The sequence below is a fragment of the Azospirillum sp. A26 genome, assembly GCF_042604635.1.
In the GTDB taxonomy this organism is placed as follows: Bacteria; Pseudomonadota; Alphaproteobacteria; order Azospirillales; family Azospirillaceae; genus Azospirillum; species Azospirillum palustre.
In genome coordinates, this window is record NZ_CP170475.1 from 390254 (window position 1) to 413888 (window position 23635).

Consider the following 23635-nt stretch of genomic DNA (forward strand, 5'->3'; position numbering starts at 1 on the left):
TCATTCGGATATACCCCCGGCGCGTCCCCCTTGGCCCGGAGGCTGCAAAAGTGCGGCACCCCGGACGAACCGGACGGCCCTCGACCGGGAGGGAACGACCGCCGCGCCCAACGGTTGAGAAGGTGAAGAGGGGTGCTTCGGCCCGGCCGCATGTTTGGCCGCCCGGCACCGGAAACCTTGCAAGTCACAATGCAATTCGAGGAGCCGCCGCCATGAAACGCCACCATCTTCTCGCGACCGCCGCCATGCTTCTGGTCTCGGCGCCTGCGCTGGCCCAGACGCCGGCACCGGCCAAGACCGTGACCGAGAAGGGCCAGTTGGCTCAGCAGGACATGACCTTCGCCGAAAAGGCGGCGATCAGCGACATGTTCGAAATCCAGGCGGGCAAGCTGGCGCAGGATCAGGCGAAGGAACAGGGCGTCAAGCAGTTCGGCAGCCAGATGGTGTCCGACCACACCAAGACCTCCGTCGCCATGAAGACCATGGCTCAGCAGAAGTCGATGACGCTGCCGACAAAGCTCGATTCCGAACACCAGCAGAAGCTGGACAAGCTGCGCGGCCTGAAGGGCGACCAGTTCGATTCCGCCTATCTCCAGGGCCAGACGGACGCCCACCAGACCGCCGTCACCCTGTTCCGCCAGCAGGCGGAGAACGGCAAGGACGCCGATCTGCGGCGCTTCGCCGAGCAGACCTTGCCGACGCTGGAACAGCATCTGCGCCACGTCCGCGACATGCGCCCGGGAGTCGCATCCGCTGCCGGCGGTACCGCCCAGCAGAGCACCAGCTTCGAGAAGATGATGGGCAAGGATGTCTATGGCGAGAACGGCAAGAAGCTGGGGGACGTCGCCGACATCATCCTCGACGGCCAGACCGGCAAGGCCACCCAGGTGATCCTGAACCGCGGCGGCGTGCTGGGCATCGGCGCCAAGCATGTGGCACTGGACTACAACCTGCTGCGTTCCGACGGCAACCGCTTCGTCGCCCGGCAGGTGACCGAGGATCAGGTCAAGCAGATGGCGGAGTTCAAGTACGACGACACCACCGTCTCGCTGGGCAAGCGCCACGGCACCAGCAGCGGCAGCAGCGCCGACCACAACGCCACCGGCCACAACACGGGCGCGGCCGGCGGCGACGCGGCGCATGGCACCGCCAACAGCCTGGACAGCACCCAGCCGCGCACCCCGCAGCCGAACCAGCAGTGATCCGGTAGCGATTTCCTGAAACCCAGCCGCCAGCCGCCGGGAGTCCATTTCCCGGCGGTCCGGGGTGGCCAACCGATGGAGAACACGCGATGGCGAACGCCAGCAAGAAGCACATGAGCCCGAGCGGGCAGGGCAAGGGCACCGGCACCGGGGCCACCACCGACCTGCCGGCCGGCGCCATCGGTGACAACATGGTGCTGTCGAACCGCGACAAGTCCCGTCATTCCGATGCCCGCGGCCTGGACAGCAAGGCCGTTCAGACCGAACAGATGCAGGACCACGCCGCCAACCACAATCCGGACGACGACCGTCCGAAGGAATGACGGGCAGGACAGCGTGAAGGTATCCGTCGAGCGGGACCGGCCAGTGCCGGTCCCGTTTTTTGTGCCTAAGCCGCCGGAAGCGGGCCGTCAGAACTGCTTCAGCAGCCGGTCGATGTAGTTGCGCTCCTCCTGCGGGCGGCCGTACTGGCCGGAGCGGCGGCGCAGTTCGTCGAGGATTTCACGGGCGCGCTGGAGTTCCGACTGCTCCGGAATCTTCACGTCGTTGGAATCCTGCATGCCGTAGCCGGACGGGCGGCGGCCGAGCGGGTCGCGGCCCCGGCCCTGGCGGGGCATCTGGCCCTGCTGGCCCATCATCGCCGGCCCGCCCTGGCCCATCATCTGCTGGGCCATCTGTTCGGCCATCCCCTGCATGCCCTGCTGAAGCTGTTCCATCGCCTCGGTCTGCGACGGAACCGCGGCACCGGGGGCACCCTGCTGCAAGGCCTGGGCGGCGTCGCGCATGGCGCGTTCGGCGCGGCCCAGCGGTTGCGGGATCTCGCCGCCCTGCTGTTCGCCCATGCGCCGCATCAGCTCACCAAGCTGGCGCCGCAGCGCCTCCTGCTGCTCGGCCTGCTTCTGCATGGTCGGGCTTCCCGAATTCTGCTGCTGCTGGCCCTGCTGGTTCCGGCGCTGGTTGGGCTGGCGGCCGCGGGGCTGGTCGCCCTGCTGCCCCTGCGGGTCCATCGACTCCTGCGACTGGCGGAAGCTCTGGTCGAGGAGCTGCTGCTGCTGCTGCGCCAGCTTCTGCAACTGCTGCATCATCTCCCAGGCCTGGTTCTGCTGCTGCTGGCCGTTCTGCTGGTTCATCTGGGCCATGGCGCCGGAGCGCATGTTCTCCAGCATCTGCTGAAGCTGGGACAGCATCTGCCGGGCGGCGTCACGCGACCCCGTCTGCGCCATCTCGCGCATGCGGTCGAGCATCTGCTGGAGGTCGTTGCGGTCGGTCATCTTGTCCGCCATCTCCGGCGGGACCATCGGAATCTGCTCGCCGCGCTGCATGGCTTCCAGCATCCGCTGTTCCATGGCGTCCATGAACTTGTCGAGCGCCGCCTGCAGCTCGTCCATCAGGCGGTTCAGCTCCTCGTCGGAGGCGTTCTTGTCGAGAGCTTCGGACAGCCGCTTTTCGGCGTCGCGCAGGTCCTTCTCGGCCAGCGACAGGCCGCCGTCCTCGATGCGCAGCGCGGTTTCCCACAGAAGCTGCTGGAGGGCGGGCACGGCCTCCGCGCTCTGGTCCAGCATCAGCCGGGCCAGGGCGGTGCGCAGGGACAGGAAGGCGACGATGTCGTTGCCGTAGCTGTCGGGCCGGGCGGAGATCTCCGCCAGCGCGCGGGCGACCTGGACGCGCGACTCCTGCGGGCTGCGGGTCAGGATCTTGCGCTGGTTGACGATGGCGCGGGCGACCGGATGGTTGAAGGTGCGCTCCGGCAGTATGATCGCCGCATCCTCCGAACGGCCGGTCTGGCCGGCGCCGTCGGTCGCGGTCAGCCGCACCGTCACCGGCATGCCGGCCCAGGGATGGGCGGTCAGGTCCTGGAAGGCGGTGCCGCGCGCGTCCTTCGGGCGGACGCCGGGGAGCGACAGCGGGAACTCAAGCACCTGCTCGGTGCCGGCCTTGTCCGGCTTGGGCGCCGCATCGGGCTTCGCCGCGCCGGGAGCCGGGGCGGGCGGAGTCTCCGGGGCGAGGCGGATTTGCGCCTTCACCTCGGTCAGGCCGTAATCGTCGCGGGCGGCATAGTCCAGCTTCAACGCGCCGCGTTCGCCGGCAGCGGGCGGGCTGGCGTGGGCGATGATCGGCGCGCGGTCGGGCACCACCTGGATCGGCCAGGAGCCCAGCGTCCGCCCGCCCTGGGTGACGGCGATGCGGGTGCCGCCGGTCACCGGCTTCTGCACCTGGAAATTGCTGGAATCCACCGCTTCGAACGGGCCGGTCTGGTCGCCGGCCTCCAGGCTGGGGGTGCCGCTGCCGCCGGTGACGCGGGCCAGCACCAGGCTGCCCTGCGGGATGTGGACCGGCTGGTCCGCGGCAGGGGTGCCGGCAGGATGATTGGCGGCGGTGTGCTGGGCTGCCGGCTGGGCTCCTGGCTGGGTGGCGGGCTTCGCAGCGGAGCCGGATTTCAGGAAGACCGGCGGCAGGCCGGTGTAGTCGGGCGGGTTGATCCAGAGATCCAGCGTCGCCGCCGCGGTGGCGGTGCCGCCGGAGAATTGCGGGGTCAGTGCGGCGGCGATCCGCGGGCGCCAGTCGCCCCAGGCGGCGGCTCCGGCGACCACCAGCGTCAGGATCACTAGGGCGCGCAGGGCATAGCGGTCGTGCGACGGCACTTCGGTTCCCGGCCACGCCACGCGCAGTCCGCGCATGGCGGCGCGCGTGCGTTCCTGATGCAGGCGCCACAGCGCCTGTGCGGTCGGGTCGTTGCCGGCGGGGCGGTCGCGCAGGGTGTGCAGCGGACGGTGGGAAAGGCCGCTGTCGCGCTCCAGCCGGCGGCGGGCCTCATCCTCGACCGGGGCGCGGAAACGCCGGATTCCGACGGTGAGCGACCACAGGAAGGCGGCGGCCAGCACCAGCAGGGCCAGACCGTGCAGCCAGCCCGGCAGCAGGATCGGCAGGTTGAGCAGGGCGAGCGCCAGGAAGCCGCCCAGCACCGACAGCGGCGCCCACAAGGCCGGCCCCAGCCGTTCCCACAGCAGCGCCGCGCGCGCCTGGGCAAGGCGGAACCGGGGCTCCGTCACGCCATCCGCCGGGTCCGCGGCCCGGCTCCGCTCGGATCCGGCCCTCTCAACCCCGGCCTCGCCGCGCCGCTCGTTCTGCTTCATGCCGCCCCCTTCGCGCCGTAAGGCAGCCGGTCCGGCGGGTCGACTGCCGCGGACCGGCGATGCTTCTCGCGAACCAATCATATAGGCGCCGCCGGCGGTTTTTGCCCGCCGGTTCGTTCACCTCAAATCGATGGTACAGCCCATCATCGCGGGATGGCGAAACTATGACGCGAGACGACCAGCCGAAATTTCGAGGTTTGACTGCGCTCAGTCGCCGTCGCCGGCCGGCAGCGGCTTGGTCACGGTGGTGCGGCGCCGGGTTTCGCGGTGCAGGATGTAGAGGCCGCTCGCCATCACCACCGCGGCTCCGGCGGCCATGGTCGCGGTCGGCACCTCGCCCCACATGAACCAGCCGAATATGACCGCAAGCAGCAGTGACGTGTAGTTCAGCGGCGCCACCACGGCCGCCGGGGCCAGCGAATAGGCGCGGGTCAGCATCAGCTGGCCGCAGCCGCCGAACAGGCCGGTCATCAGCAGCAGAAGCCAATCCATCGGGTCCGGCGTGACCCAGGAGAAGGGCAGCGACAGCCCGAGCAGGACGGTGGTCAGCAGGGTGAAGTAGAAGACGATGGTGTCCGGCCGCTCCGTCCGGCTCAGCTGGCGGATGGCGATCATCGCCAGCGCGTTGGTCAGCGCGCCGCACAGCGCGATGATGGCGCCCAGGTTCAGCACGTCGCCGCTCGGCCGCACGATGATCAGCACGCCGGCGAAGCCGACCAGAACGGCGCTCCAGCGATGGATGCCGACCTTCTCGCTCAGCAGCGGCACCGACAGGGCGGTGAGGAACAGGGGGGCTGCGAAGTTCAGCGCGATGGCGTCGCCCAGCGGCAGCAGATGGAAGGACCAGAACATGGCGACCATGGTGGTCAGCCCGATCAGCGACCGCCCCATATGGCCCCAGGGATAGCGGGTGCGCAGCGTGGTGGCGAAGCCGGTGCCGAGATGGATCGACAGGCAGACCGGGATCAGCGCGAACAGGCTGCGGAAGAACATGACTTCGGTCACCGGGAAGCGGTCCATCAGGAGCTTCGCCAGGACATTCATCAGCGAGAAGAACAGCACCGACATCAGCATCGCGGCGATGCCGCGGGGTGTGTCGTCGACGCGCTTGTGTGTGGGTGGGGTGGAGTGAGGCGGGACTGTCACGGTGCGCCGAGCCTACCAAGCGTTGCCGCCCGCGTCACGGTGTCGCGACGCGGGCGGTCATGCCGGTGGGGAATGGCGGTGTTGCGTAAACCCGCTTCAGTTGTCCGTCAGGACTGGGCCTTGAACAGGCCGGAGACCTCCGCCTCGGCGCGCAGCCAGTGCTCCTGCTCGCGGCCTTCGGGACGGCCGTCCTCCTCCCAGATCTGATAGGCGCGTTCCTGGATCATGCGGTTGCGGTGGCCGCTCAGCAGCCCCTCGGCGATGTTCATGTTCAGGCGGGCGAGCGAGACCAGCTTGGCCGTCTCGATGGCGCCCTGGGTCGCCAGCATGGTGGTGGACACGACATACTGCGCCAGATTGCGCAGGTTGGCCTTCACCTCCGGCTCCACCGGGCAGTCGCTGTTCAGCAGGACCGTCTTGATGGCGATCCACAGCTTCAGGTTCTGGTCCAGCGTGACGGTCACCTTGTCCGGCGAGTCCGACTCCAGAAGAGCGCCGGCCGCCTGCAACAGGACGATGCTGTCCTGTTCCACCGACGCGAAGTTGGTGCGCAGGATGGTGTCGGCCCAGCTTTCCACCGGAGCCTCGAACACCGGCACGGCGGCAGCGGCAGGAGCGGTTGCGGGAGCGGCGGAGGAAGCGGTCTTGCGCTTGGTGGCCATGGTGGGTTCCCCAGGGAGCGTTCGGTCCGCGTCCACTTGAGCCAACCATGTTTAAAATGCGGTTAAGACGCTACCGTTGCGCGCGCTTTCATCGCACCGGACGCCGCGGCACGATGTCCCGGCCTTTTTCGGGCGGTCACGGGCCGCCGAAAGGCAGGCGATAGTAAAAGCCGAAGACATTGTTGGTGCCGGCCGCCGGATCGCCCGCCGCGGCGTCGTTGACGATGCGGCTGTAGCCCAGGCTGAAGCGCGACTTGTTGTCGAACTCATAACCCAATTCCAGCTGCGAGCGGAATTCGGTGGTGGGGGCGCCTTCGCGCCGGGCGGTGGGCAGGGTGCCAGCGCCGACGCTGGGGGTGAAGACGAAGGAGCCGAGCGGCACATCGACCAGCACGCCGCCGCTCAAGCCCCCGGAAAGGTTGCCGGAAAGACTGGTCACGGCGCTGCGCGGGGTCAGGCTGCTGCCGGTGGCCGGTCCGATCCAGGGTTGGATGTTGACATAGGGTTCGATCTGCGGGACCAGCGAAGTCCCGATCCGCACCTTGCTGTTCAGGACGGTGAGGTTGCTTTCCGGCGGAGGCTGCAGGCTGTAGGCGAGGCCGCCCAGCGCCCAGTTGCCGAACCGGCCGTCGGCGTCGATCGACTCCGCCCGCGCAACCCCGCCCCCTGTCAGGGCGAGCCCGAGCAGACTGGCGGTCAGGACGGCCGGCAGGCGGTTCCTCTGGTGGCTGCTGCGCAGGCGTTTCACGGGCACCCCCTCCCCATGGCCCTATTCACGGCAAATCGGGTCGGACCATGAGGTCCGGCCACTATAACGAAGGGGCGTGGCAACTGACCCATGGTGTATCGGCACTACCCCTAGGATGTCGTCATCGCCATCTGCGTTTCAACCATGAAAGCAGGAGCGGGGCAGGATCATGCTCTGTTATTCTATGGTCATGACCGCGCATCCCGCCGAACCGTCTGCCGGCCGGTGTTCCGCCGCCGGGCAGCAAGAGGAGGTGATCGCCTTTCTCGGCGATCCGCACACCCATGGCGGGCTGGCAGTCGAGCGGATCGACACCCATGCGGCATCGGTGTTCCTGGCGGGGGACAGGGCGCTGAAGCTGAAGCGGGCGGTGCGCTATCCCTATCTCGATTACTCGACGGTCGGGAAGCGCCACGCCGCCTGCGCCGAGGAGCTGGCGATCAACCGTCGCACCGCGCCGGCGCTCTACCGCGGCTTGGTCGCCGTCCGTCGCGGGGAGGATGGCCGGCTGCGGCTGGACGAGAGCGGGGGTGCAGGCGAAGCCGTCGACTGGCTGGTGTCGATGGCGCGCTTTCCGGACGAGGCGCTGTTCGACCGCATGGCGGAGCGGCGGGCGCTGACCCCCGCCCTGATGCGCCGTCTGGCCGAGCGGATCGCCGCCTTCCACCGCGAGGCCGCTCCCCGGCCGGATGGCGGTGGGGTGGAGGCGATGCGGGAGGTGGCCGACGGCAACGTCGCGGATCTGCGGGCCGCTCCGGATCTGTTCCCCGCAACTGTCGTGGACCTGCTGGCGGAGCGCACCGGCGATGCGCTCGACCGGCTGGCCCCGGTGCTGGAGGAACGGCGGCGGGCGGGATTCGTCCGCCATGGGCATGGCGACCTGCATCTGCGCAACATCGTCCTGCTGGACGGCGAGCCGACCCTGTTCGACGCCATCGAGTTCGACGAGGCGCTGGCGGTGGCTGACGTCTTCTACGATCTCGCCTTCCTGTTGATGGACCTGGATCACCGCGGACTGCGGCCGTTGGGCAATGCCGTGCTGAACCGCTATCTGGAAGAGACGGGCGATTACGCCGGGCTGGCGGCGCTGCCGCTGTTCCTGTCGCTGCGGGCGGCGGTGCGGGCCAAGGTGTCGGCCGCGGCATTGCGGCTGGAGGGGGCGGCGGACGAGGCTTTGGCCGGGGAGGCGCGGCGTTATCTGGAGCAGGCGCTTGCCGTGCTCGACCCGGTGCCGGCGCGGCTGGTCGCGGTCGGCGGGCTGTCCGGCAGCGGCAAGACGCGGCTGGCCCAGGAGATCGCGCCGGAGTTGGGACCGCCGCCCGGTGCTGTGGTCCTGCGCAGCGACGTGCTGCGCAAGCGGCTGTGCGGGGTGGCCGACAGCGACCGGCTGCCGGCCGAGGGTTATGGCCCGGCCATGACGGAGCGGGTCTATGGCGAGCTTTACCGGCGGGCCGCGGCGGTGCTGGCCGCCGGTCAGGCCGTGGTGGTCGATGCGGTCAGCGCCCGGCCCGACGAGCGCAACCGGATCGCGGCGGTCGCCGCCGGGGCTGGGGTCCGCTTCGACGGCATCTGGCTGGAGGCACCGCTGACGGAGCGGGTGGAGCGTGTGACCAATCGTCGCAACGATGCCTCCGACGCCACCGCCGAGGTGGTGGAACGGCAGGAATCCTACGATCTGGGGAGCATCGGCTGGGCGCGCCTGGATTCTGGCAGGGTTGCGTCGGATGTGCTGGACGACGCCCGTGCAAGCTTGGCCTAATTCGAGGCGAGACAACGCGTTAAGGGCCATATCCTGAAGGTTGGCGGCCACTGCCCCGGGCCGCGGACCGCAGCGACGACGGGGCGAATGACGGCAAGGGTGAGAATCGCCCGCCACACCGGCGGGTGGGCCGCCGCCGTCCGGGAAGGGCCGCTCGAACCGGTCCGGGAGGAGTCCATGACCTACAAGACCATCCTTGTGCCGCTGTGCGGCAGTGACAACGATCCGGTCGCCCTGAAGGGCGCGGTGGCGGTGGCGCGGGACTTCGACGCCCACCTCGTCGGCCTGTTCGTCCGCCTCGACCCGCGCGATGCCGTGCCGATGCTGGGCGAGGGCATGTCCGGCGCCATGGTGGACGAGATCATGCGCGCGGCGGAGACGGAGTCGAACAACCATCGCGCCGCCGCCCGCCGCCATTTCGACAGCGCGGTCGCCGAGGCCGGGTTCGAGATCCGCGACGTCCCCGGCGGGGTCGAGGCGCCGTCCGCCTCCTGGCGCGAGGTGATCGGCCGGATCGAGGACGTCGTGCCGGCGGAAGGCCGCCTGTCCGACCTGATCGTCTGCGCCCACACCTCCATCGAGGCCGACACGCAGGGCTACACCACCATGGAAACGGCGCTGCTGGGTTCCGCCCGGCCGGTGCTGCTGGTGCCGAAGACCCTGCCGGCGGAGATCGGCCACACCGTCGCCGTCGCCTGGAACGGCAAGACGGAGGCGACGCGCGCCGTCGCCGCGGCTCTGCCCTTCCTGCGCAGCGCCGACCGCACCCATGTGCTGACCGCCGAAACTTCGGTTACCGAGGGCGCGACAGGACGTCGCATTGCCCAATATCTCGCTTGGCAAGGGGTTAACCCGGAGTTAACTGTATTGCATCCGGGATCGGAACCCGTCGGGGAGACGGTCACCAAGAAAGCCGTTGAGCTGGGCGCCGACCTGCTTGTCATGGGCGGTTATGGCCACAGCCGGATGCGGGAAATGATCCTGGGCGGTGTCACGCGCTACGTGCTGAACCACGCCGGGCTGCCGGTTCTGATGGCTCACTGATTTCTGCCGGTCTCCGACCGCGCGGTTTCCCCGCCGCCTTCAGTTGGCGGGGGCCCGTGCGGCTCCGGCATTTGCAGGGATGCCGTTTCAAGCAGGACCGTTTTATGACCCTGCCAGCAGGGCAGTCCGGCCGTTCCCGGGAGGAACGCGCCATGTTGACGATCAAGGACTGCATCGCGCTGAGCGATCTCACCGAAGCCGAGATCGACGCGATTGCCGAACACGAACATGTTCCGGAAATGGTCGCCGTAGAGATGGGGCATTGCCTTGCCCACTGCCCCGGCGGGGCCGACCGCATCGCCCACATCATCGCCGATGACATCGCGGAGGCCTGCGCCCATGGGCAGGTCGCCCATGCGGTGGATCTGATGCACACCCTGCGCGAATTCGTGGAAACGCACCCGCACGGGTAAAGGTGTAAGGCAATGCCGAAAGGGACGCGGCCGGGAACAGTCCGGCCGCGACGGGGTTCTATTGGCAACCGTTCACCATGTTCCCAGAACGATTGCCCCCCAATTGCCAAGGACCCCGACGATGGCCAGCAAGACCACCGGTACCCAGGCCGACATCTTCGCCCGCATCAAGGCCGACCACGACACCATCCGCGGCCTTCTGGACAAGACCGAGAAGGCCAACGGCAGCGGCCGCGCCGTGTTCGAGGAACTGCAGCGCGAGCTGTGGGCCCATTCGAAGGTGGAGGAGGGCGTCTTTTACGCCTCGCTGAAGAAGGTGAAGGAAGCGAAGTCGGAAACCGTCGAGGGGCTGAACGAGCATCACCTCATCAACGGCCTGCTGGACGAGCTGAACGCGATGAAGACCACCGACAGCGGCTGGAAGGAAAAGCTCCAGGTGCTGGGCGAACTGGTCCGCCACCACCTGGACGAGGAGGAGGAGGAGCTGTTCGAAGAGGCCAAGGAGGCTCTCGACGACGACCGCGCCGCCGAGCTGGGCAGCGCCTACGCCGAGCGCAAGACGCACATCATGGCCGGTCTGGCGCCGCTGTAAGCCGGTTGGCTCCGCCCTCTCCCACCGGGGGAGGGGGCGGCGTTCGTTCGGTTGCCGTCGGCCGGCAAAGGGGCCATATCAGGGGCCTCTTTGAATTGGCCGGCGGTGTCGATGTCCAAGCGTGCAAGCTCCAACTGTGAAAGCATCGAGCGAGTACTTTCCCGGCGAGGGATGCGGTTCGGCCGCGCCGCGCTGGCGGCGGTCGCCCTTGGACTATCCGCCCTGATGACTCCCGCAACCGCAGCGCCGGTTCCGCCGGCGAAGGAACTGGCTCAGAAGACCTGCGGCACGCTGGCCGCGCGCGTCGACGAGGTGTCCGGGCGCGGGCCGCTGTTCCTGCGCAGCTACGACAATTCCTATGCGCCCGGCCCGACCTCGGAGCCGGCGCTGTCCAATGCCGCCTTCACCTACGACAACGCGCTGGCGATCATGGCGCTGACCGCCTGCGGCCAGCGCGACAAGGCCCTGCGCATCGGCGAGGCGTTGCTCGACGCGGTGTCGCTCGACCGTGCCGGCTGGAAGGGGCGTCTGCGCAACACCTATCGGGCTGGCGCGCAGAAACAGCGGCCGATCCCGCCCAACGGCTGGTGGGATGCCGTCGGCAACCATTGGGGCGAGGACCCCTATCAGGTCGGCACCGCCACCGGGAATGTTGCCTGGGCCGGTCTTGCCCTATTGACCCTGGCCGACGCCACCGGCGAAAAGCGTTTCCGCGACGGTGCGGTCGAACTGGCGCGCTGGGTGGTGGAGCATACCCGCGACCCGCGCGGTCCCGGCGGCTTCAACGGCGGCGTCCAGGGCTTCGACGACGCGCCGCAGCCGCTGACCTGGAAATCGACGGAGCACAACACCGATCTGGTCGCGCTGTTCGCCTGGCTCGGCAAGAATCAGGGCGACGATTTCGCCGGACCGGAGCGTGAGGCGCGCGCCTTCCTCGACACGCTATGGACGGCGGGTGGCGACCATTTTCCCATCGGCACCGCGCCGGACGGGGTGACGGTCAGCACCTCGACCTCCGGCCTCGATGCGCAGCTCTGGCCGCTGCTGCTGCCGAAGGCGCCGGAGGCGTGGTGGGCGGCACTCGCCTATGCGGAGCGCGCCCATGGCGCCGACGGCGGGTTCGACTTCAACGACGACCGCGACGGCATGTGGGTGGAGGGCACGGCGCAGGCGGCGCTCGCCTACCGCAGCGTCGGCCGCCGTGGCGATGCCGACCGGCTGTTCGGCGAGATTCTGAAGGAAGTCAGCCCCGGCGGCTATCTCTACGCCACCCGGCCACAGGTGCTGTCCACCGGGCTCGCCATCGGGCCGGACAGCAAGACCGACGACTTCCTCTACTACCGCCGGCCCCATCTGGGCGCCACCGCCTGGGCGGCGCTGGCGGCGCTGGGCTGGAACCCGTTCACGGGGAAAAGTGTGCCGTAGCCGCCTATCCGTGGAAATGCTCGTAGAGCTTCCGCGCGATGGCCTCGCTGATGCCGGGGGCGGCCTCCAGATCCTTCAGTCCGGCGGACGCGACGGCGGTGGCGCTGCCGAAATGATGCAGCAGCGCCTTCTTGCGGGCCGGGCCGATGCCGGGGATGCCGTCGATGCGGCTGTGCGAGATCGCCTTCATCCGGCGGGCGCGGTGGCTGTCGATGGCGGTGCGGTGGGCTTCGTCGCGCAGCCTTTGCAGGAAATGCAGAACCGGATCGTTGGGCTCCAGCGTCAGCGGCGGCTGGCCCGGGCGGAAGAAGCGCTCCCGTCCGGCGTTGCGGTCCGGTCCCTTGGCGATGGCGATTAGCGGGATGTCGGTGATCTGTAGCATCGCCAGCTCGTCTTTCACCGCGTTCAACTGCCCCAGCCCGCCGTCGATCAGGACGAGGTCGGGCCATTGCCCCGAATCCCGGCCAGCATCGCTGCTGCGGTGGAAGCGGCGGGTGAAGGTCTCCCGCAGCATGGCGTAATCGTTGCCGGCGGCCTCGGGATCGCGGATGAAGAAGCGGCGGTAGGCATTGCGCTGGAACCCCTCCGGCCCGGCCACCACCATGGCGCCGACCGGGAAGGAGCCCTGGATGTGCGAGGTGTCGTAGATCTCGACCCGGCGCGGCGCGTCGGGCAGGCCGAAGACGCGCGCCACCCCCTCCAGCAGCGTCGCCTGGGTGGAGCGCTCGGCCAGCCGGCGGCCCAGAGCGTCGCGGGCATTGGTCTGCGCGTGTTCGACCGCGCGGCGTTTCGGCCCGCGTTTCGGACATTCGACGGCGACGTGGTGCCCGGCGGACAGGCTCAGCGCCTCCTCGAGCAGTTCCGCTGACTCGACCGGGTCGCTCAGCAGCAGCAGGCCCGGCGGCGGGGTGTCGGCATAGAGCTGGGCGGCGAAGGCGGCCAGAATGTCGCCCGGCTCCTCCTCGGCATCCACGCGCGGGAAGAAGGCGCGGGTGCCCTGGTTGCGCCCGCCGCGGAAGAAGAAGGCCTGGACGCAGGCCGCACCGCCGTCCCGGTGCAGGGCCAGCACGTCGGCATCGCCCAGCGTGTCCTCCAGATTGATGTCCTGGCGGCTTTGCAGCGCGGTCAGGGCGCGGATGCGGTCGCGCCAGCGGGCGGCGTCCTCGTATTCCAGCCGGTCGGAACTGTCGAGCATGTGGCGGGCGAACTCCGCCTGCACCTCCGCGCTGCGGCCGGACAGCACGTTGCGCACGCCCTGGACCTGGGCGGCGTAGTCCTCTTCATCGACGCGGCCGACGCAGGGAGCGGAGCAGCGCTTGATCTGGTGTTGCAGGCAGGGCCGGGTGCGCGAGGCGAACACCCCGTCGTCGCAGGTGCGCAGCAGGAAGGCGCGTTGCAGGGCGGCGATGGTCATGCCGACCAGATGCGGCGAGGCGTAGGGGCCGAACAGGTCGGACTCGCGGCGGTTGCCCTTTCCCGATGTGCCGCGCCGCTCGGCGCTGCCGCGGTGATGCATCAGGCGGGGGAAATCGTGTCCTTTCCCAATCACGATGTAGGAGAAGGAGCGGTCGTCCTTCACCAGGATGTTGAAGGGCGGCAGCAGGCTGCGGATCAGGTTCGCTTCCAGCAGAAGCGCCTCGGCCTCGGTGTGGGTGGTGACGAACTCCATGGAGCGGGTCAGCGACACCATCCGCCGGGTGCGGTTGGGCAGCCCGTCGGTCCGGGTGTAGCTGGCCACCCGCCGCTTCAGGTTCTTCGCCTTGCCGACATAAAGGACCGACCCGTCGGCCGCCAGCATCCGATAGACGCCGGGCGTGTCCGGAAGGGTCGGCAACTGGGCGCGGATCACGTCCGCTCCGCTGCCGGGCACCCCGTCCATAAGCTCTCTCGTTCCCGCAAAAGATCCGATTCGCCGCTTACCCAAGCAGTAGAACGGAACGGGACCAAGAGACAAGAATCGGATGACGCGATTCCGACGGGGTGCCGCAGGACCCTGCCATGCGGTCGGGAGGGCGGTCAGCCGCCGAACACGGTGTTCAGCTGGGCGCCGACGCGGACGAAGGTGGTGCGTTTCGGCACTTCCTTCAGCCGGGTGGCGCCGATGTAGGTCATCATGCTGCGCACGCCGCCCATGATCTCCTGCATCGTGTTCTCCACCGGGCCGCGATAGGGGACGTCCACGGTCTTGCCTTCCGACGCACGGTAGGAGGCGACGCCGCCGGAGTATTTGTGCATCGCGGTGTCCGACGACATGCCGTAGAAGGTCATGGCGACCGGCACCCGGTTGCCGTCCCGGTCCTCGTAGCGGATCTCGCCCTCGCACTCGTCATGGCCGGCCAGCATGCCGCCCAGCATGACGAAGTCGGCGCCGGCGCCGTAAGCCTTGGAGATGTCGCCCGGCACGGTGCAGCCGCCGTCGCCGCAGACCTGCCCCTTCAGCCCGTGGGCGGCGTCGGCGCATTCGATGATGGCCGACAGCTGGGGATAGCCGACGCCGGTCATCTTGCGGGTGGTGCAGACCGAACCCGGCCCGATGCCGACCTTGACAATGTCGGCGCCGGCCAGCAGCAGCGCCTCGGTCATGTCGCCGGTGACGACGTTGCCGGCCATGATGACGGCATCCGGATTCTCCTGGCGCAGGCGGGCGATCACCTCGACGAAGCGCTCGGTGTAGCCGTTGGCGACGTCCAGGCAGATCTTCCCCACCGGCGCCTTGGTCTTCACCGCCAGGAACTTGTCGTGGTCGGCCTCGGCGATGCCCATCGAATAGAAGACGTTGGACAGGGTGGCCGATTCAGCCTCGGCCCGGAAGAAGTCGGCCAGCTCGTCCGCCTTGTAATGCTTGTGCAGGGCGGTCATCGCGCCGAAGCGCGACAGCGCGCGGGCCATCCCCATGCTGCCGGTGACGTCCATGTTGGCGGCGATCAGCGGGAAGCCTGTCCAGTCGCGCTGGGTGTGCAGGAAGGTGAAGGTCCGGTTGACGTCCACGTCGTTGCGGCTCTGCAGCGTGCTGCGTTTCGGCCGGATCAGCACATCCTTGAAGTCGAGCTTGAGGTCGCTTTCGATGATCACCGCACACCTACTCATCTCTGTTGGGTGGGCCAACCGCTTTTCATCGGGCCCAACATCACAGAGTGGAGGCGATGACGCGGTTCGGCAAGCGGCGTCGGGGCTGCGGACAGGGGTGCCGCGTTTGAAGCTGTTACGCTGGAACGAGGGGTATCCGCCTACTCCTCCGCCTCCTCCCCGTCGCCGTTGGCCGCGTCGCTGCCGTCGGCGACATGCACCTGGCAGTCGGCGTTGCCCAGCACCTCCATCAGTTCGGCGGGCGGCAGGCGGTCGGTGAACAGCGCGTCGAGCACGCTGACGTCGGCCATGCGGATCATGGCGTTGCGGCCGAACTTGGTGTGGTCGGTGACCAGGAAGACCCGGCGCGAGCTTTCGATGATGGCGCGGGCGACGCGGACCTCCTGCTCGTCGTAATCCAGCAGGTCGCCTTCGCTGTCGATGCCGCTGATGCCGATGATGCCGATGTCCACCTTGTAGCGGCGGATGAACTCCACCGTCGCCTCGCCGATGATGCCGCCGTCGCGCTCGCGCACGAGGCCGCCGGCAATGGACAGGGCGAAGTTCGTGTTCTTGTGCAGGATGGTGGCGACGTTCAGGTTGTTGGTCAGCACCCGCAGCCGCTTGTGGCCGAGCAGGGCCTGGGCCACCGCCTCGGTCGTCGTGCCGATGTTGAGGAACAGCGAGGCGTCCTCCGGCACATGGCGGGCGACCAGTTCGGCGATGCGACGCTTTTCCTCCGCCATCAGGGTCTGGCGGGTGGAATAGGCGATGTTCTCCACGCTGGACGGCACGGTGACGCCGCCGCGGAAGCGCCGGACGGCCGACTGGCCGGCCAGATGCTCGATGTCGCGGCGGATGGTCTGCGGCGTGACGTCGAAATGTTCGGCCAGCCACTGGATCTGCACCATGCCCTTGGCATGGACCAGGGCCACGATTTCCTGCTGGCGGCGTTCGGCGTCCAGGCGCGCATCCATCGGTGGGCTGTCTCCGGTCTCGAAAGGGTCGTGAGTGAATCAGATGCGCGCGATGGGTCAAAGCGAAAAGCGCCGGCCCCGTCGGCGTTCATTCCGGCTTGGTTCCCAACCTCATTCCAGGCGGGCCGGGCCTGGTCCGGCACCCGGCAAGACCTACGGCCCCGTACGGTTGATATGTACGCCCGATATTGTTCGTAGCACAAGCATGTTTCTTTACGAAAATGAACGCGCATGCTATGAGAGGATCCACGCGGTTCCGATGTTTGCCCGATGGCGTCAGCCCGATCAGGGTTTGCCGCGACTGACGGCTGTCGCCGCCATCCTTCAAACTTGTCGCGACGCTCAACGGTCCGGCCTGCCGACATAAAGATAACGTATAGGAGAGGGATATGACGCAACTGACGCCAGCCGGGGGGCGGCGAAGTGTTCGGCTCGGCATTCAGGGGCGGCTGTTTCTGGCCTTCGGCGGGGTGGCGATGCTCGCCGCCTTCGCCAGCGTGATGGCATGGTGGTCGCTGACCGAGACCGGGCGCTCGATGGGTGAGATCGGCCGCAGCAGCGTGCCGGCCATCGTCCGCTCGCTCACTCTGGCGAAGGACAGCACCGCGATCGCCGCCGATGCGCCTGCGGTGGCGGCGTCGCGCGATGCGGCGGAACTGACGGAGCGGATGGACGGCCTGACCAAACGGCTGGCGGGCCTGCGCGACCGCATCGGAGCGATTCGGAGCCAGGCCGGCGAAGGAAATGGCGGGCAGGCCGGTGGAGGAGCCGGCGGCATGGCCGCGGATGCGGACGCGGTCGCCAGGCTGCTGGAGCGCATGGGGGCTGCACTCGACACGCTGGGCAAGCGCACCGCCGAACAGCTGGCGCTGGAGGAGAAGCTCAACACGCTGGTCGCCGACGCGGTTATGGCGCACGAGGATTTCACCGATCTGGTGGCGCCCTTGCTGGAGGTGTCGACCCTGTCGGTCAACAATGTGGTGGGCGATCTGGCCGCCGCGCAGGCGGTCGAAACCGCAACCGGACTGGGCCGCCGGCTGGCGCAGGAGGAACTGCCGGTCATCACCCAGCTGATGAACGTGCAGGCCAACGGCAACCTCGCCTTCGGCATGATCGCCGCCGCCTCCAGCGTGCCGCATGGGGCGACGCTGAACAACATCCGGTCGAAGTACAATTGGGCGCTGCTGCGCGTCGACAACGCCATCGCCGCCTTGCCGAAGGACAGCCCGGACCGGCCGTCGCTGGTCAAGGCGCGCGACGGGCTCGCCGCTTTCGGCGGCGGCGCCGGCAGCGTCTTCCGCCTGCGCGACGAGCAGGCGCGCATCACCGCCGACATCGAAAGCGCGCTGGCCGAGACGGTGCGGCTGACCACCGACCTGAACGGCACCATCGATGCCGTGGTCGCGCACCAGCAGGAGCGCACCGATGCCGATGTGACGCGGACCGAAACGGCGATTTCCGGTGCGGTCGCCGTCCAGGGCGGCGCTGCGGCGGTCGTGGTGCTGTCGAGCCTGCTGATCGCCTGGTTCTATGTCCGCAACCGGCTGACCCGGCGGCTGATGCGGGTGATCGACGCCATGCGCGCCGTGGCCGGCGGCGATCTGGCTGCCGATGCCGCGGTCGGCGGGCGCGACGAGATCGCCGAGATGGCGGGGATCGTCGGCGTCTTCCGCGACAAGAGCGCCGAGATCGCCCGCTTGCAGGAGGAACAGGACGCGATGAAGCAGGCGGCCGACGCCGAGCGGTCGCGCACCATCCAGTCCATCGCCGCGAGCATCGAGGCCAGCGTGAAGGAGGCGTCACGCCACATCGGCACTGCATCGGCCGACATGCGCGAGGCGTCGGAGGGGATGTCCACCACCGCCGAGCAGACCTGCCGCCGCATGACCGACGTGCGGTCGGCGGTCGCCGACACCGCGACCAACGTGCAGACGGTGGCCGCCACCGCCAGCCAGCTTTCCGCCTCCATCGGCGAGATCACGCGGCGGGTCGGCGATTCCAGCCAGATCGCCCGCAGTGCGGTGGAGGAGGCGCGCAGCACCAACGACCTGATGGTGGAACTCGCTGCCGCCGCGCAGAAGATCGGCGACGTGGTCGGCATGATCAACGCCATCGCCGGCCAGACCAACCTGCTGGCCCTGAACGCCACCATCGAGGCGGCGCGCGCTGGCGATGCGGGCAAGGGCTTCGCCGTGGTGGCGGAGGAGGTGCGCAGCCTCGCCGGCCAGACCGCCAAGGCGACGGAGGAGATCGCCCAGCAGGTCCAGGCGGTGCGCACGACGGCGCAGGGAGCGGTGTCGGCCATCGACGACATCGGCCGCACCATCAGCCGCATCGACGAGATCACCGCCATGGTCGCCGCCGCGGTGGAGGAGCAGTCCGCCGCCACCGACGAGATCGCACGCAGCATCAACCACGCTTCCGACGCGGTGCAGAGCATCGCCGACACGGTGGTGTCGGTGGACGACGCGGTGAACCGCACCGGCAGCGCCGCCGCCCAGGTGGTGGACGCCACCCGCGCGCTTTCGCAACGGTCCGAAAGCCTGAGCGAGGATATCGACCGTCTGCTGGGCCGCATCCGCGCGGCGTGAGCCGGGTGCGGGGAGGGGAGCCGGATCAGCCTTATTTCCGATAGGAAAGATGCCCGATCCGGCGTAGCCTCAGAAACATGGTCCGTTGAACAAACATTTTCCTTTTCAAACGCGAACGAACATTCTATGTTCCGAAACGAAAGCGGCTGTGTTCGAGAAGGAACCGCCGCGGTACGGAGAGGAACCCATGGCAAACGAGTCCGCGGTTACCGACCTTCTGATCGTCGGCGGCGGCGTGAACGGGGCGGGCATCGCCCGCGACGCGGTCGGGCGCGGGATGTCGGTGGTGCTGTGCGAACAGGGCGACCTTGCGGGCGCCACCTCGTCGGCCAGCACCAAGCTGATTCACGGCGGCCTGCGCTATCTCGAATATTACGAATTCCGTCTGGTGCGCGAGGCGCTGCAAGAGCGCGAGGTGCTGCTGCGCGCCGCCCCGCACATCATCTGGCCGCTGCGCTTCGTCCTGCCGCACGACAGCAGCATGCGCCCGGCCTGGATGGTCCGCATCGGCCTGTTCCTTTACGATCATCTTGGAAAGCGCAAGCTGCTGCCAGGCTCACACGGCGTCGACCTGACCAGTGCGCCGGCGGGCAAGCCACTGGCGGGTGGCTTCACCAAGGCGTTCGAATATTCGGATTGCTGGGTCGAGGACAGCCGGCTGGTCGTGCTGAACGCGATGGATGCGCGGGCCCGCGGCGCGGAGATCCTGACCCGCACCCGCTGCGAGAAGGCCGAACGCAAGGGCGGCCTGTGGGAAGCGACGCTGGTCGACACCCACACCGGCGCCACCCGCACCGTCCGCGCCCGCGCGTTGGTCAATGCCGCCGGCCCCTGGGTGCGCGAGATGATAGCCAAGCGTACCGGCGTCACCGTCGACAAGTCGGTCCGTCTGGTCAAGGGCAGCCACATCGTCGTGCCGAAGATGTTCGACGGCGACCATGCCTACATCTTCCAGAACGACGACCGCCGCATCGTCTTCGCCATCCCGTACGAGCGCGACTTCACCCTGATCGGCACCACCGACCTCGATTATTCGGGCGATCCCGGCGCGGTGGCGATCTCCCCTGAGGAAATCGCCTACATGTGCCGGGCGGTGTCGCGCTACTTCGCCAGGCCGGTGCGCGAGAGCGACGTGGTGTGGACCTACAGCGGCGTCCGGCCGCTGTTCGACGACGCCAGCGGCAACGCCTCGGCGGTCACCCGCGACTATGTGCTGGAGATGGACGAGCCGGCCGGCGACGCGCCGATGCTGTCGATCTTCGGCGGCAAGATCACCACCTTCCGCCGGCTGGCGGAGGAGGCGACGGAAAAGCTGGGCAAGGCGCTGGGCAAAGGCGGCATCACCTGGACCGCCGACGTGGCGCTTCCCGGCGGCGACATCGCCAACGCCGATTTCGCCGGCTTCCTGGCGGGCCTGAAGCGCAGCCGGCCCTGGCTGCCTGATGCGCTGGCCCTGCGGCTGGCGCGGGCCTACGGCACGCGGGTCGAGCGGCTGCTGGGCGACGCCAAGGGGCTGGACGATCTGGGCATCGATTTCGGGGGCGGCGTCCATGAGGCCGAACTCGACTATGCCGCGCGGGAGGAGTTCGCCATGACCGGCGACGACTTCCTGTGGCGGCGCTCCAAACTTGGGCTGCACCTGGACGCAAATGTCCGGGAGGCCATCGGCGGCTGGTTCGACCGGCGCCGCGAAGCAACGGCCAACAGGGGTACGGGCGGCGATACCGCCGGCCTGTTGGTTGAAAAGGGGCGGTCGATGGGAGGAATGCGGTGACACTCACACTGGAAGGCGTGGCGAAGCGCGTCGGCGCCGAGCAGCATCTCCATCCCCTGTCGCTGGAACTGCAACCCGGCAGCTTCAACGTGCTGCTGGGGCGGACGCTGGCCGGCAAGACGACGCTGATGCGGCTGATGGCCGGGCTGGATGCGCCGACCGCCGGGCGTGTGCTGGAAAACGGCAAGGACGTCACCGGCACGTCGGTGCGCCATCGCGACGTGGCGATGGTCTATCAGCAGTTCATCAATTATCCGGCGATGACGGTCTTCGAGAACATCGCCTCGCCGCTGCGCCGCCAGGGCAAGGACAAGGCGGAGATCGACGCCAAGGTGCGGCGCACCGCCGCCATGCTGCGGATCACGCCTTATCTCGACCGGCTGCCGGCTGAACTGTCGGGCGGCCAGCAGCAGCGCTGCGCCATCGCGCGGGCTCTGGTGAAGGGCGCCGGCCTTCTGCTGCTCGACGAGCCGCTGGTCAACCTCGACTACAAGCTGCGCGAGGAGCTGCGCGCCGAACTGCGCGAGATCTTCGCCGACGGCAAGACCACCGTCGTCTACGCGACCACCGAACCGCAGGAGGCGCTGATCCTCGGCGGCAACGTGACGGTGCTGCACGAGGGGCGGATGTTGCAGACCGGGGCGACCGGCGAGGTGTTCCACACGCCGGCCTCGCTGGAATGCGCGCAGGTGTTCAGCGACCCGCCGATGAATGTGGTGGACGCGATCCTGACCAACGACCGCGTGGCGCTGTCGGACGGCACCAGCCTGCCGCTGTCCGCCCATGACCGCAACCTGCCGGCCGGTCCCTGCAAGGTCGGCATCCGCGCCAACCACCTGACGGTGCTGCGGCGGAGCGAGCGGCTGGTGCCGATCCGGGGGAAGGTCGCCCTGTCGGAGATCAGCGGGTCGGAGACCTTCGTCCATCTGCGCCACGGCGACAGCACGCTGATCGCGCGCGAGGAGGGGGTGCACAGCCACCCGATCGGCAGCGACATCCAAGTCTATGCCGATCCCGACCGCATCTTCGTCTTCTCCACCGTGGGCAAGCTGGTGGCGGCACCCAACTGGCGGCGCGGCGCGCTGCGCAACATCGCTTAAGGGGGCGGGAGCGATGGCGACCATCCAATTCGACAATCTCGGCCACTCCTATCACCCGCACCCCAGCAAGCCTGAGGACTACGCGCTCCGCCGCCTGTCGCAGGAGTGGGAAGACGGCAAGGCCTATGCGCTGCTGGGCCCGTCGGGCTGCGGCAAGTCCACGCTGCTGAACATCATCTCCGGCCTGCTGGTGCCCAGCGAGGGACGGGTGCTGTTCGACGGGCTGGACGTGACCCGCTGCACGCCTGAAGAGCGCAACATCGCCCAGGTGTTCCAGTTCCCGGTCATCTACGACACCATGACGGTGTACGAGAACCTCGCCTTCCCGCTCCGCAACCGCAAGGTTCCGGCGGCGGACGTCGACCGCCGCGTGCGGCAGGTGGCCGAGGCGCTGGACCTGACCGCCGATCTGAAGAAGCGCGCCCAGCGGCTGACGCCGGACGCCAAGCAGAAGATCTCGATGGGTCGCGGTCTGGTGCGGTCGGACGTGGCGGCCATCCTGTTCGACGAGCCGCTGACCGTCATCGACCCGCACACCAAATGGATCCTGCGCCGCAAGCTGCGCCAGATCCATGAGGAATATCGCCTGACCATGATCTACGTGACCCACGACCAAGTGGAGGCGCTGACCTTCGCCGACAAGGTCGCGGTGATGTACGAAGGCGCCATGGTCCAGCTCGGCACCCCGCAGGAGCTGTTCGAGAACCCCGAGCACACCTTCGTCGGCTATTTCATCGGCAGCCCCGGCATCAACCTGATGCCCTGCACGCTGGGCAACGACCATGCGCTGGTCGACGGCATCGCCATCCCGCTGCCCGACCGCGCGGTGTCGTCGGCCGGCGGCCGGGTGGGCGGAAAGTTCGAGCTGGGCATCCGGCCGGAATTCCTGGAACTGACCCGCAGCGGCACTGCCGGCGCCATCCCGGTGCAGGTCACCGGCGTCGACGATCTCGGCACCTCCAAGCTGGCGACGGTGCGGCTGAACAACCACACCTTGAAGGTTCGGCTGAGCGAAGAGCAGGAAATCCCGGCTCTCGACGCCGCCATCCGTTTCCCCTCCCGGTGGACCAAGCTCTACCGCGACAGCCATCTGGTCGGTTGAAGGAGCCATGAGCCATGGATAAGGTCCAGGACAACCGGGCTTGGTTCCTGATCATCCCGGTCTTTCTGATCGTCGCCTTCAGCGCCGTGGTGCCGCTGATGACGGTGGTCAACTACTCGGTGCAGGAGATCTTCGGTCCCGGCCAGACATTCTTCGTCGGCACCGAATGGTTCGAGGCGGTGCTGAAGGACGAGCGGCTGCACGACGCGCTGGTCCGCCAGATCGTCTATTCGCTGGCGGTGCTCGCCATCGAGATCCCTTTGGGCATCCTGATCGCTCTCGGCATGCCCGGCGGTCGCAGCGCTAAGACATCGCTGACGCTGGTGCTGCTGGCCCTGCCGCTGCTGATCCCGTTCAACGTGGTCGGCACCATCTGGCAGATCTTCGGCCGCGGCGACATCGGCCTCCTGGGCGCCACCTTCCGCGCCATCGGCATCGACTACAACTACACCAACAATTCGGCCCATGCCTGGGTGACGGTGCTGGTGATGGATGTCTGGCACTGGACCAGCCTCGTGGCGCTGCTGTGCTACGCCGGCCTCCAGTCGATCCCGCCGGCCTTCTATCAGGCGGCCAAGATCGACGGCGCGTCGAAATGGGCGGTGTTCCGCTACATCCAGCTGCCGAAGATGCGCGGCGTCCTGATCATCGCGGTGCTGCTGCGCTTCATGGACAGCTTCATGATCTACACCGAGCCGTTCGTGCTGACCGGCGGCGGCCCCGGCAACTCCACCACCTTCCTCAGCCAGTATCTGACGCAGATGGCGGTGGGTCAGTTCGACATCGGCAAGGCCGCGGCCTTCTCCATCGTCTACTTCCTGATCGTGCTGCTGTTCAGCTTCATCTTCTACACCATCATCACCCGCACCGGCGAGGGAGAGAAGAAATGAGCAAGGCTGC

19 protein-coding genes are annotated in these 23635 nt (G+C 68.3%); 12 read left to right on the forward strand and 7 right to left on the reverse strand.

Annotated elements, in window-relative coordinates; genetic code table 11:
* Positions 1-212: 212 nt before the first annotated feature.
* Together ABNQ39_RS30610 and ABNQ39_RS30615 are read left to right on the forward strand one after the other, a co-directional pair.
* Entirely contained in the window at positions 213-1202 is a 990-nt protein-coding gene (locus tag ABNQ39_RS30610; RefSeq protein ID WP_376965318.1) for a DUF4142 domain-containing protein, read from the forward strand.
* Positions 1203-1291: 89 nt separating this feature from the next.
* A complete protein-coding gene (locus tag ABNQ39_RS30615; protein WP_376965320.1) occupies positions 1292-1525 on the forward strand; it encodes a hypothetical protein in 234 nt (77 codons plus the stop codon).
* Positions 1526-1612: 87 nt separating this feature from the next.
* Here ABNQ39_RS30615 and ABNQ39_RS30620 read toward each other — a convergent pair whose 3' ends face one another.
* The 4 genes from ABNQ39_RS30620 to ABNQ39_RS30635 all read right to left on the reverse strand — a co-directional run bounded on the left by ABNQ39_RS30620 (position 1613) and on the right by ABNQ39_RS30635 (position 6892).
* A complete protein-coding gene (locus ABNQ39_RS30620; protein WP_376965322.1) occupies positions 1613-4336 on the reverse strand; it encodes a TIGR02302 family protein in 2724 nt (907 codons plus the stop codon).
* A gap of 207 nt (positions 4337-4543) precedes the next feature.
* On the reverse strand, positions 4544-5482 hold the full coding sequence (locus ABNQ39_RS30625; protein ID WP_376965324.1) for a DMT family transporter: 939 nt from the start codon (positions 5480-5482) through the stop codon (positions 4544-4546).
* A 107-nt stretch (positions 5483-5589) separates the two neighbouring features.
* Entirely contained in the window at positions 5590-6144 is a 555-nt protein-coding gene (locus ABNQ39_RS30630) for a DUF2934 domain-containing protein (protein WP_376965326.1), read from the reverse strand.
* Between the two features lie 136 nt (positions 6145-6280).
* Complete coding sequence (locus ABNQ39_RS30635; RefSeq protein WP_376965328.1) at positions 6281-6892, reverse strand: hypothetical protein; 612 nt, start codon at positions 6890-6892, stop codon at positions 6281-6283.
* Between the two features lie 190 nt (positions 6893-7082).
* Between ABNQ39_RS30635 and ABNQ39_RS30640 the strand changes: the two genes are divergently transcribed.
* The 5 genes from ABNQ39_RS30640 (at position 7083) to ABNQ39_RS30660 (ending at position 12125) form a co-directional block, all read left to right on the forward strand.
* Complete coding sequence (locus ABNQ39_RS30640; RefSeq protein ID WP_376965726.1) at positions 7083-8651, forward strand: AAA family ATPase; 1569 nt, start codon at positions 7083-7085, stop codon at positions 8649-8651.
* A 177-nt stretch (positions 8652-8828) separates the two neighbouring features.
* Positions 8829-9695: a universal stress protein gene (locus ABNQ39_RS30645; protein ID WP_376965330.1), complete on the forward strand. Its 867-nt coding sequence runs from the start codon at positions 8829-8831 to the stop codon at positions 9693-9695.
* A gap of 152 nt (positions 9696-9847) precedes the next feature.
* Positions 9848-10108, forward strand: a complete 261-nt coding sequence (locus tag ABNQ39_RS30650) for a hypothetical protein (RefSeq protein WP_376965332.1) — start codon at positions 9848-9850, stop codon at positions 10106-10108.
* 121 nt (positions 10109-10229) lie between these two features.
* Positions 10230-10700 (forward strand): hemerythrin domain-containing protein, encoded by a 471-nt coding sequence (locus ABNQ39_RS30655; RefSeq protein WP_376965334.1) that lies wholly within the window; start codon positions 10230-10232, stop codon positions 10698-10700.
* Positions 10701-10925: 225 nt separating this feature from the next.
* Positions 10926-12125: a hypothetical protein gene (locus ABNQ39_RS30660; RefSeq protein WP_376965336.1), complete on the forward strand. Its 1200-nt coding sequence runs from the start codon at positions 10926-10928 to the stop codon at positions 12123-12125.
* 4 nt (positions 12126-12129) lie between these two features.
* Here the strand turns inward: ABNQ39_RS30660 and uvrC are convergent, their stop codons facing one another.
* From uvrC to ABNQ39_RS30675, 3 genes are all read right to left on the reverse strand, one after another.
* Positions 12130-14004, reverse strand: a complete 1875-nt coding sequence (uvrC, locus tag ABNQ39_RS30665) for an excinuclease ABC subunit UvrC (RefSeq protein WP_376965338.1) — start codon at positions 14002-14004, stop codon at positions 12130-12132.
* A gap of 137 nt (positions 14005-14141) precedes the next feature.
* Entirely contained in the window at positions 14142-15197 is a 1056-nt protein-coding gene (locus ABNQ39_RS30670) for a GMP reductase (protein WP_098735310.1), read from the reverse strand.
* Positions 15198-15352: 155 nt separating this feature from the next.
* Complete coding sequence (locus tag ABNQ39_RS30675; RefSeq protein ID WP_098735309.1) at positions 15353-16168, reverse strand: DeoR family transcriptional regulator; 816 nt, start codon at positions 16166-16168, stop codon at positions 15353-15355.
* A 389-nt stretch (positions 16169-16557) separates the two neighbouring features.
* Between ABNQ39_RS30675 and ABNQ39_RS30680 the strand changes: the two genes are divergently transcribed.
* The 5 genes from ABNQ39_RS30680 (at position 16558) to ABNQ39_RS30700 (ending at position 23625) form a co-directional block, all read left to right on the forward strand.
* Positions 16558-18759, forward strand: a complete 2202-nt coding sequence (locus ABNQ39_RS30680; protein ID WP_376965341.1) for a methyl-accepting chemotaxis protein — start codon at positions 16558-16560, stop codon at positions 18757-18759.
* A 187-nt stretch (positions 18760-18946) separates the two neighbouring features.
* The gene (gene glpD, locus ABNQ39_RS30685) at positions 18947-20533 is read left to right on the forward strand and encodes a glycerol-3-phosphate dehydrogenase (protein ID WP_376965343.1); all 1587 of its coding nucleotides are present in this window, start codon (positions 18947-18949) and stop codon (positions 20531-20533) included.
* Positions 20530-21633: an ABC transporter ATP-binding protein gene (locus tag ABNQ39_RS30690; RefSeq protein WP_376965345.1), complete on the forward strand. Its 1104-nt coding sequence runs from the start codon at positions 20530-20532 to the stop codon at positions 21631-21633. Before glpD ends, ABNQ39_RS30690 begins: the two co-directional genes overlap by 4 nt.
* Positions 21634-21646: 13 nt before the next feature.
* Positions 21647-22735, forward strand: a complete 1089-nt coding sequence (locus ABNQ39_RS30695) for an ABC transporter ATP-binding protein (protein WP_376965347.1) — start codon at positions 21647-21649, stop codon at positions 22733-22735.
* Positions 22736-22749: 14 nt separating this feature from the next.
* Complete coding sequence (locus tag ABNQ39_RS30700; protein ID WP_109049476.1) at positions 22750-23625, forward strand: carbohydrate ABC transporter permease; 876 nt, start codon at positions 22750-22752, stop codon at positions 23623-23625.
* Positions 23626-23635: the final 10 nt, after the last annotated feature.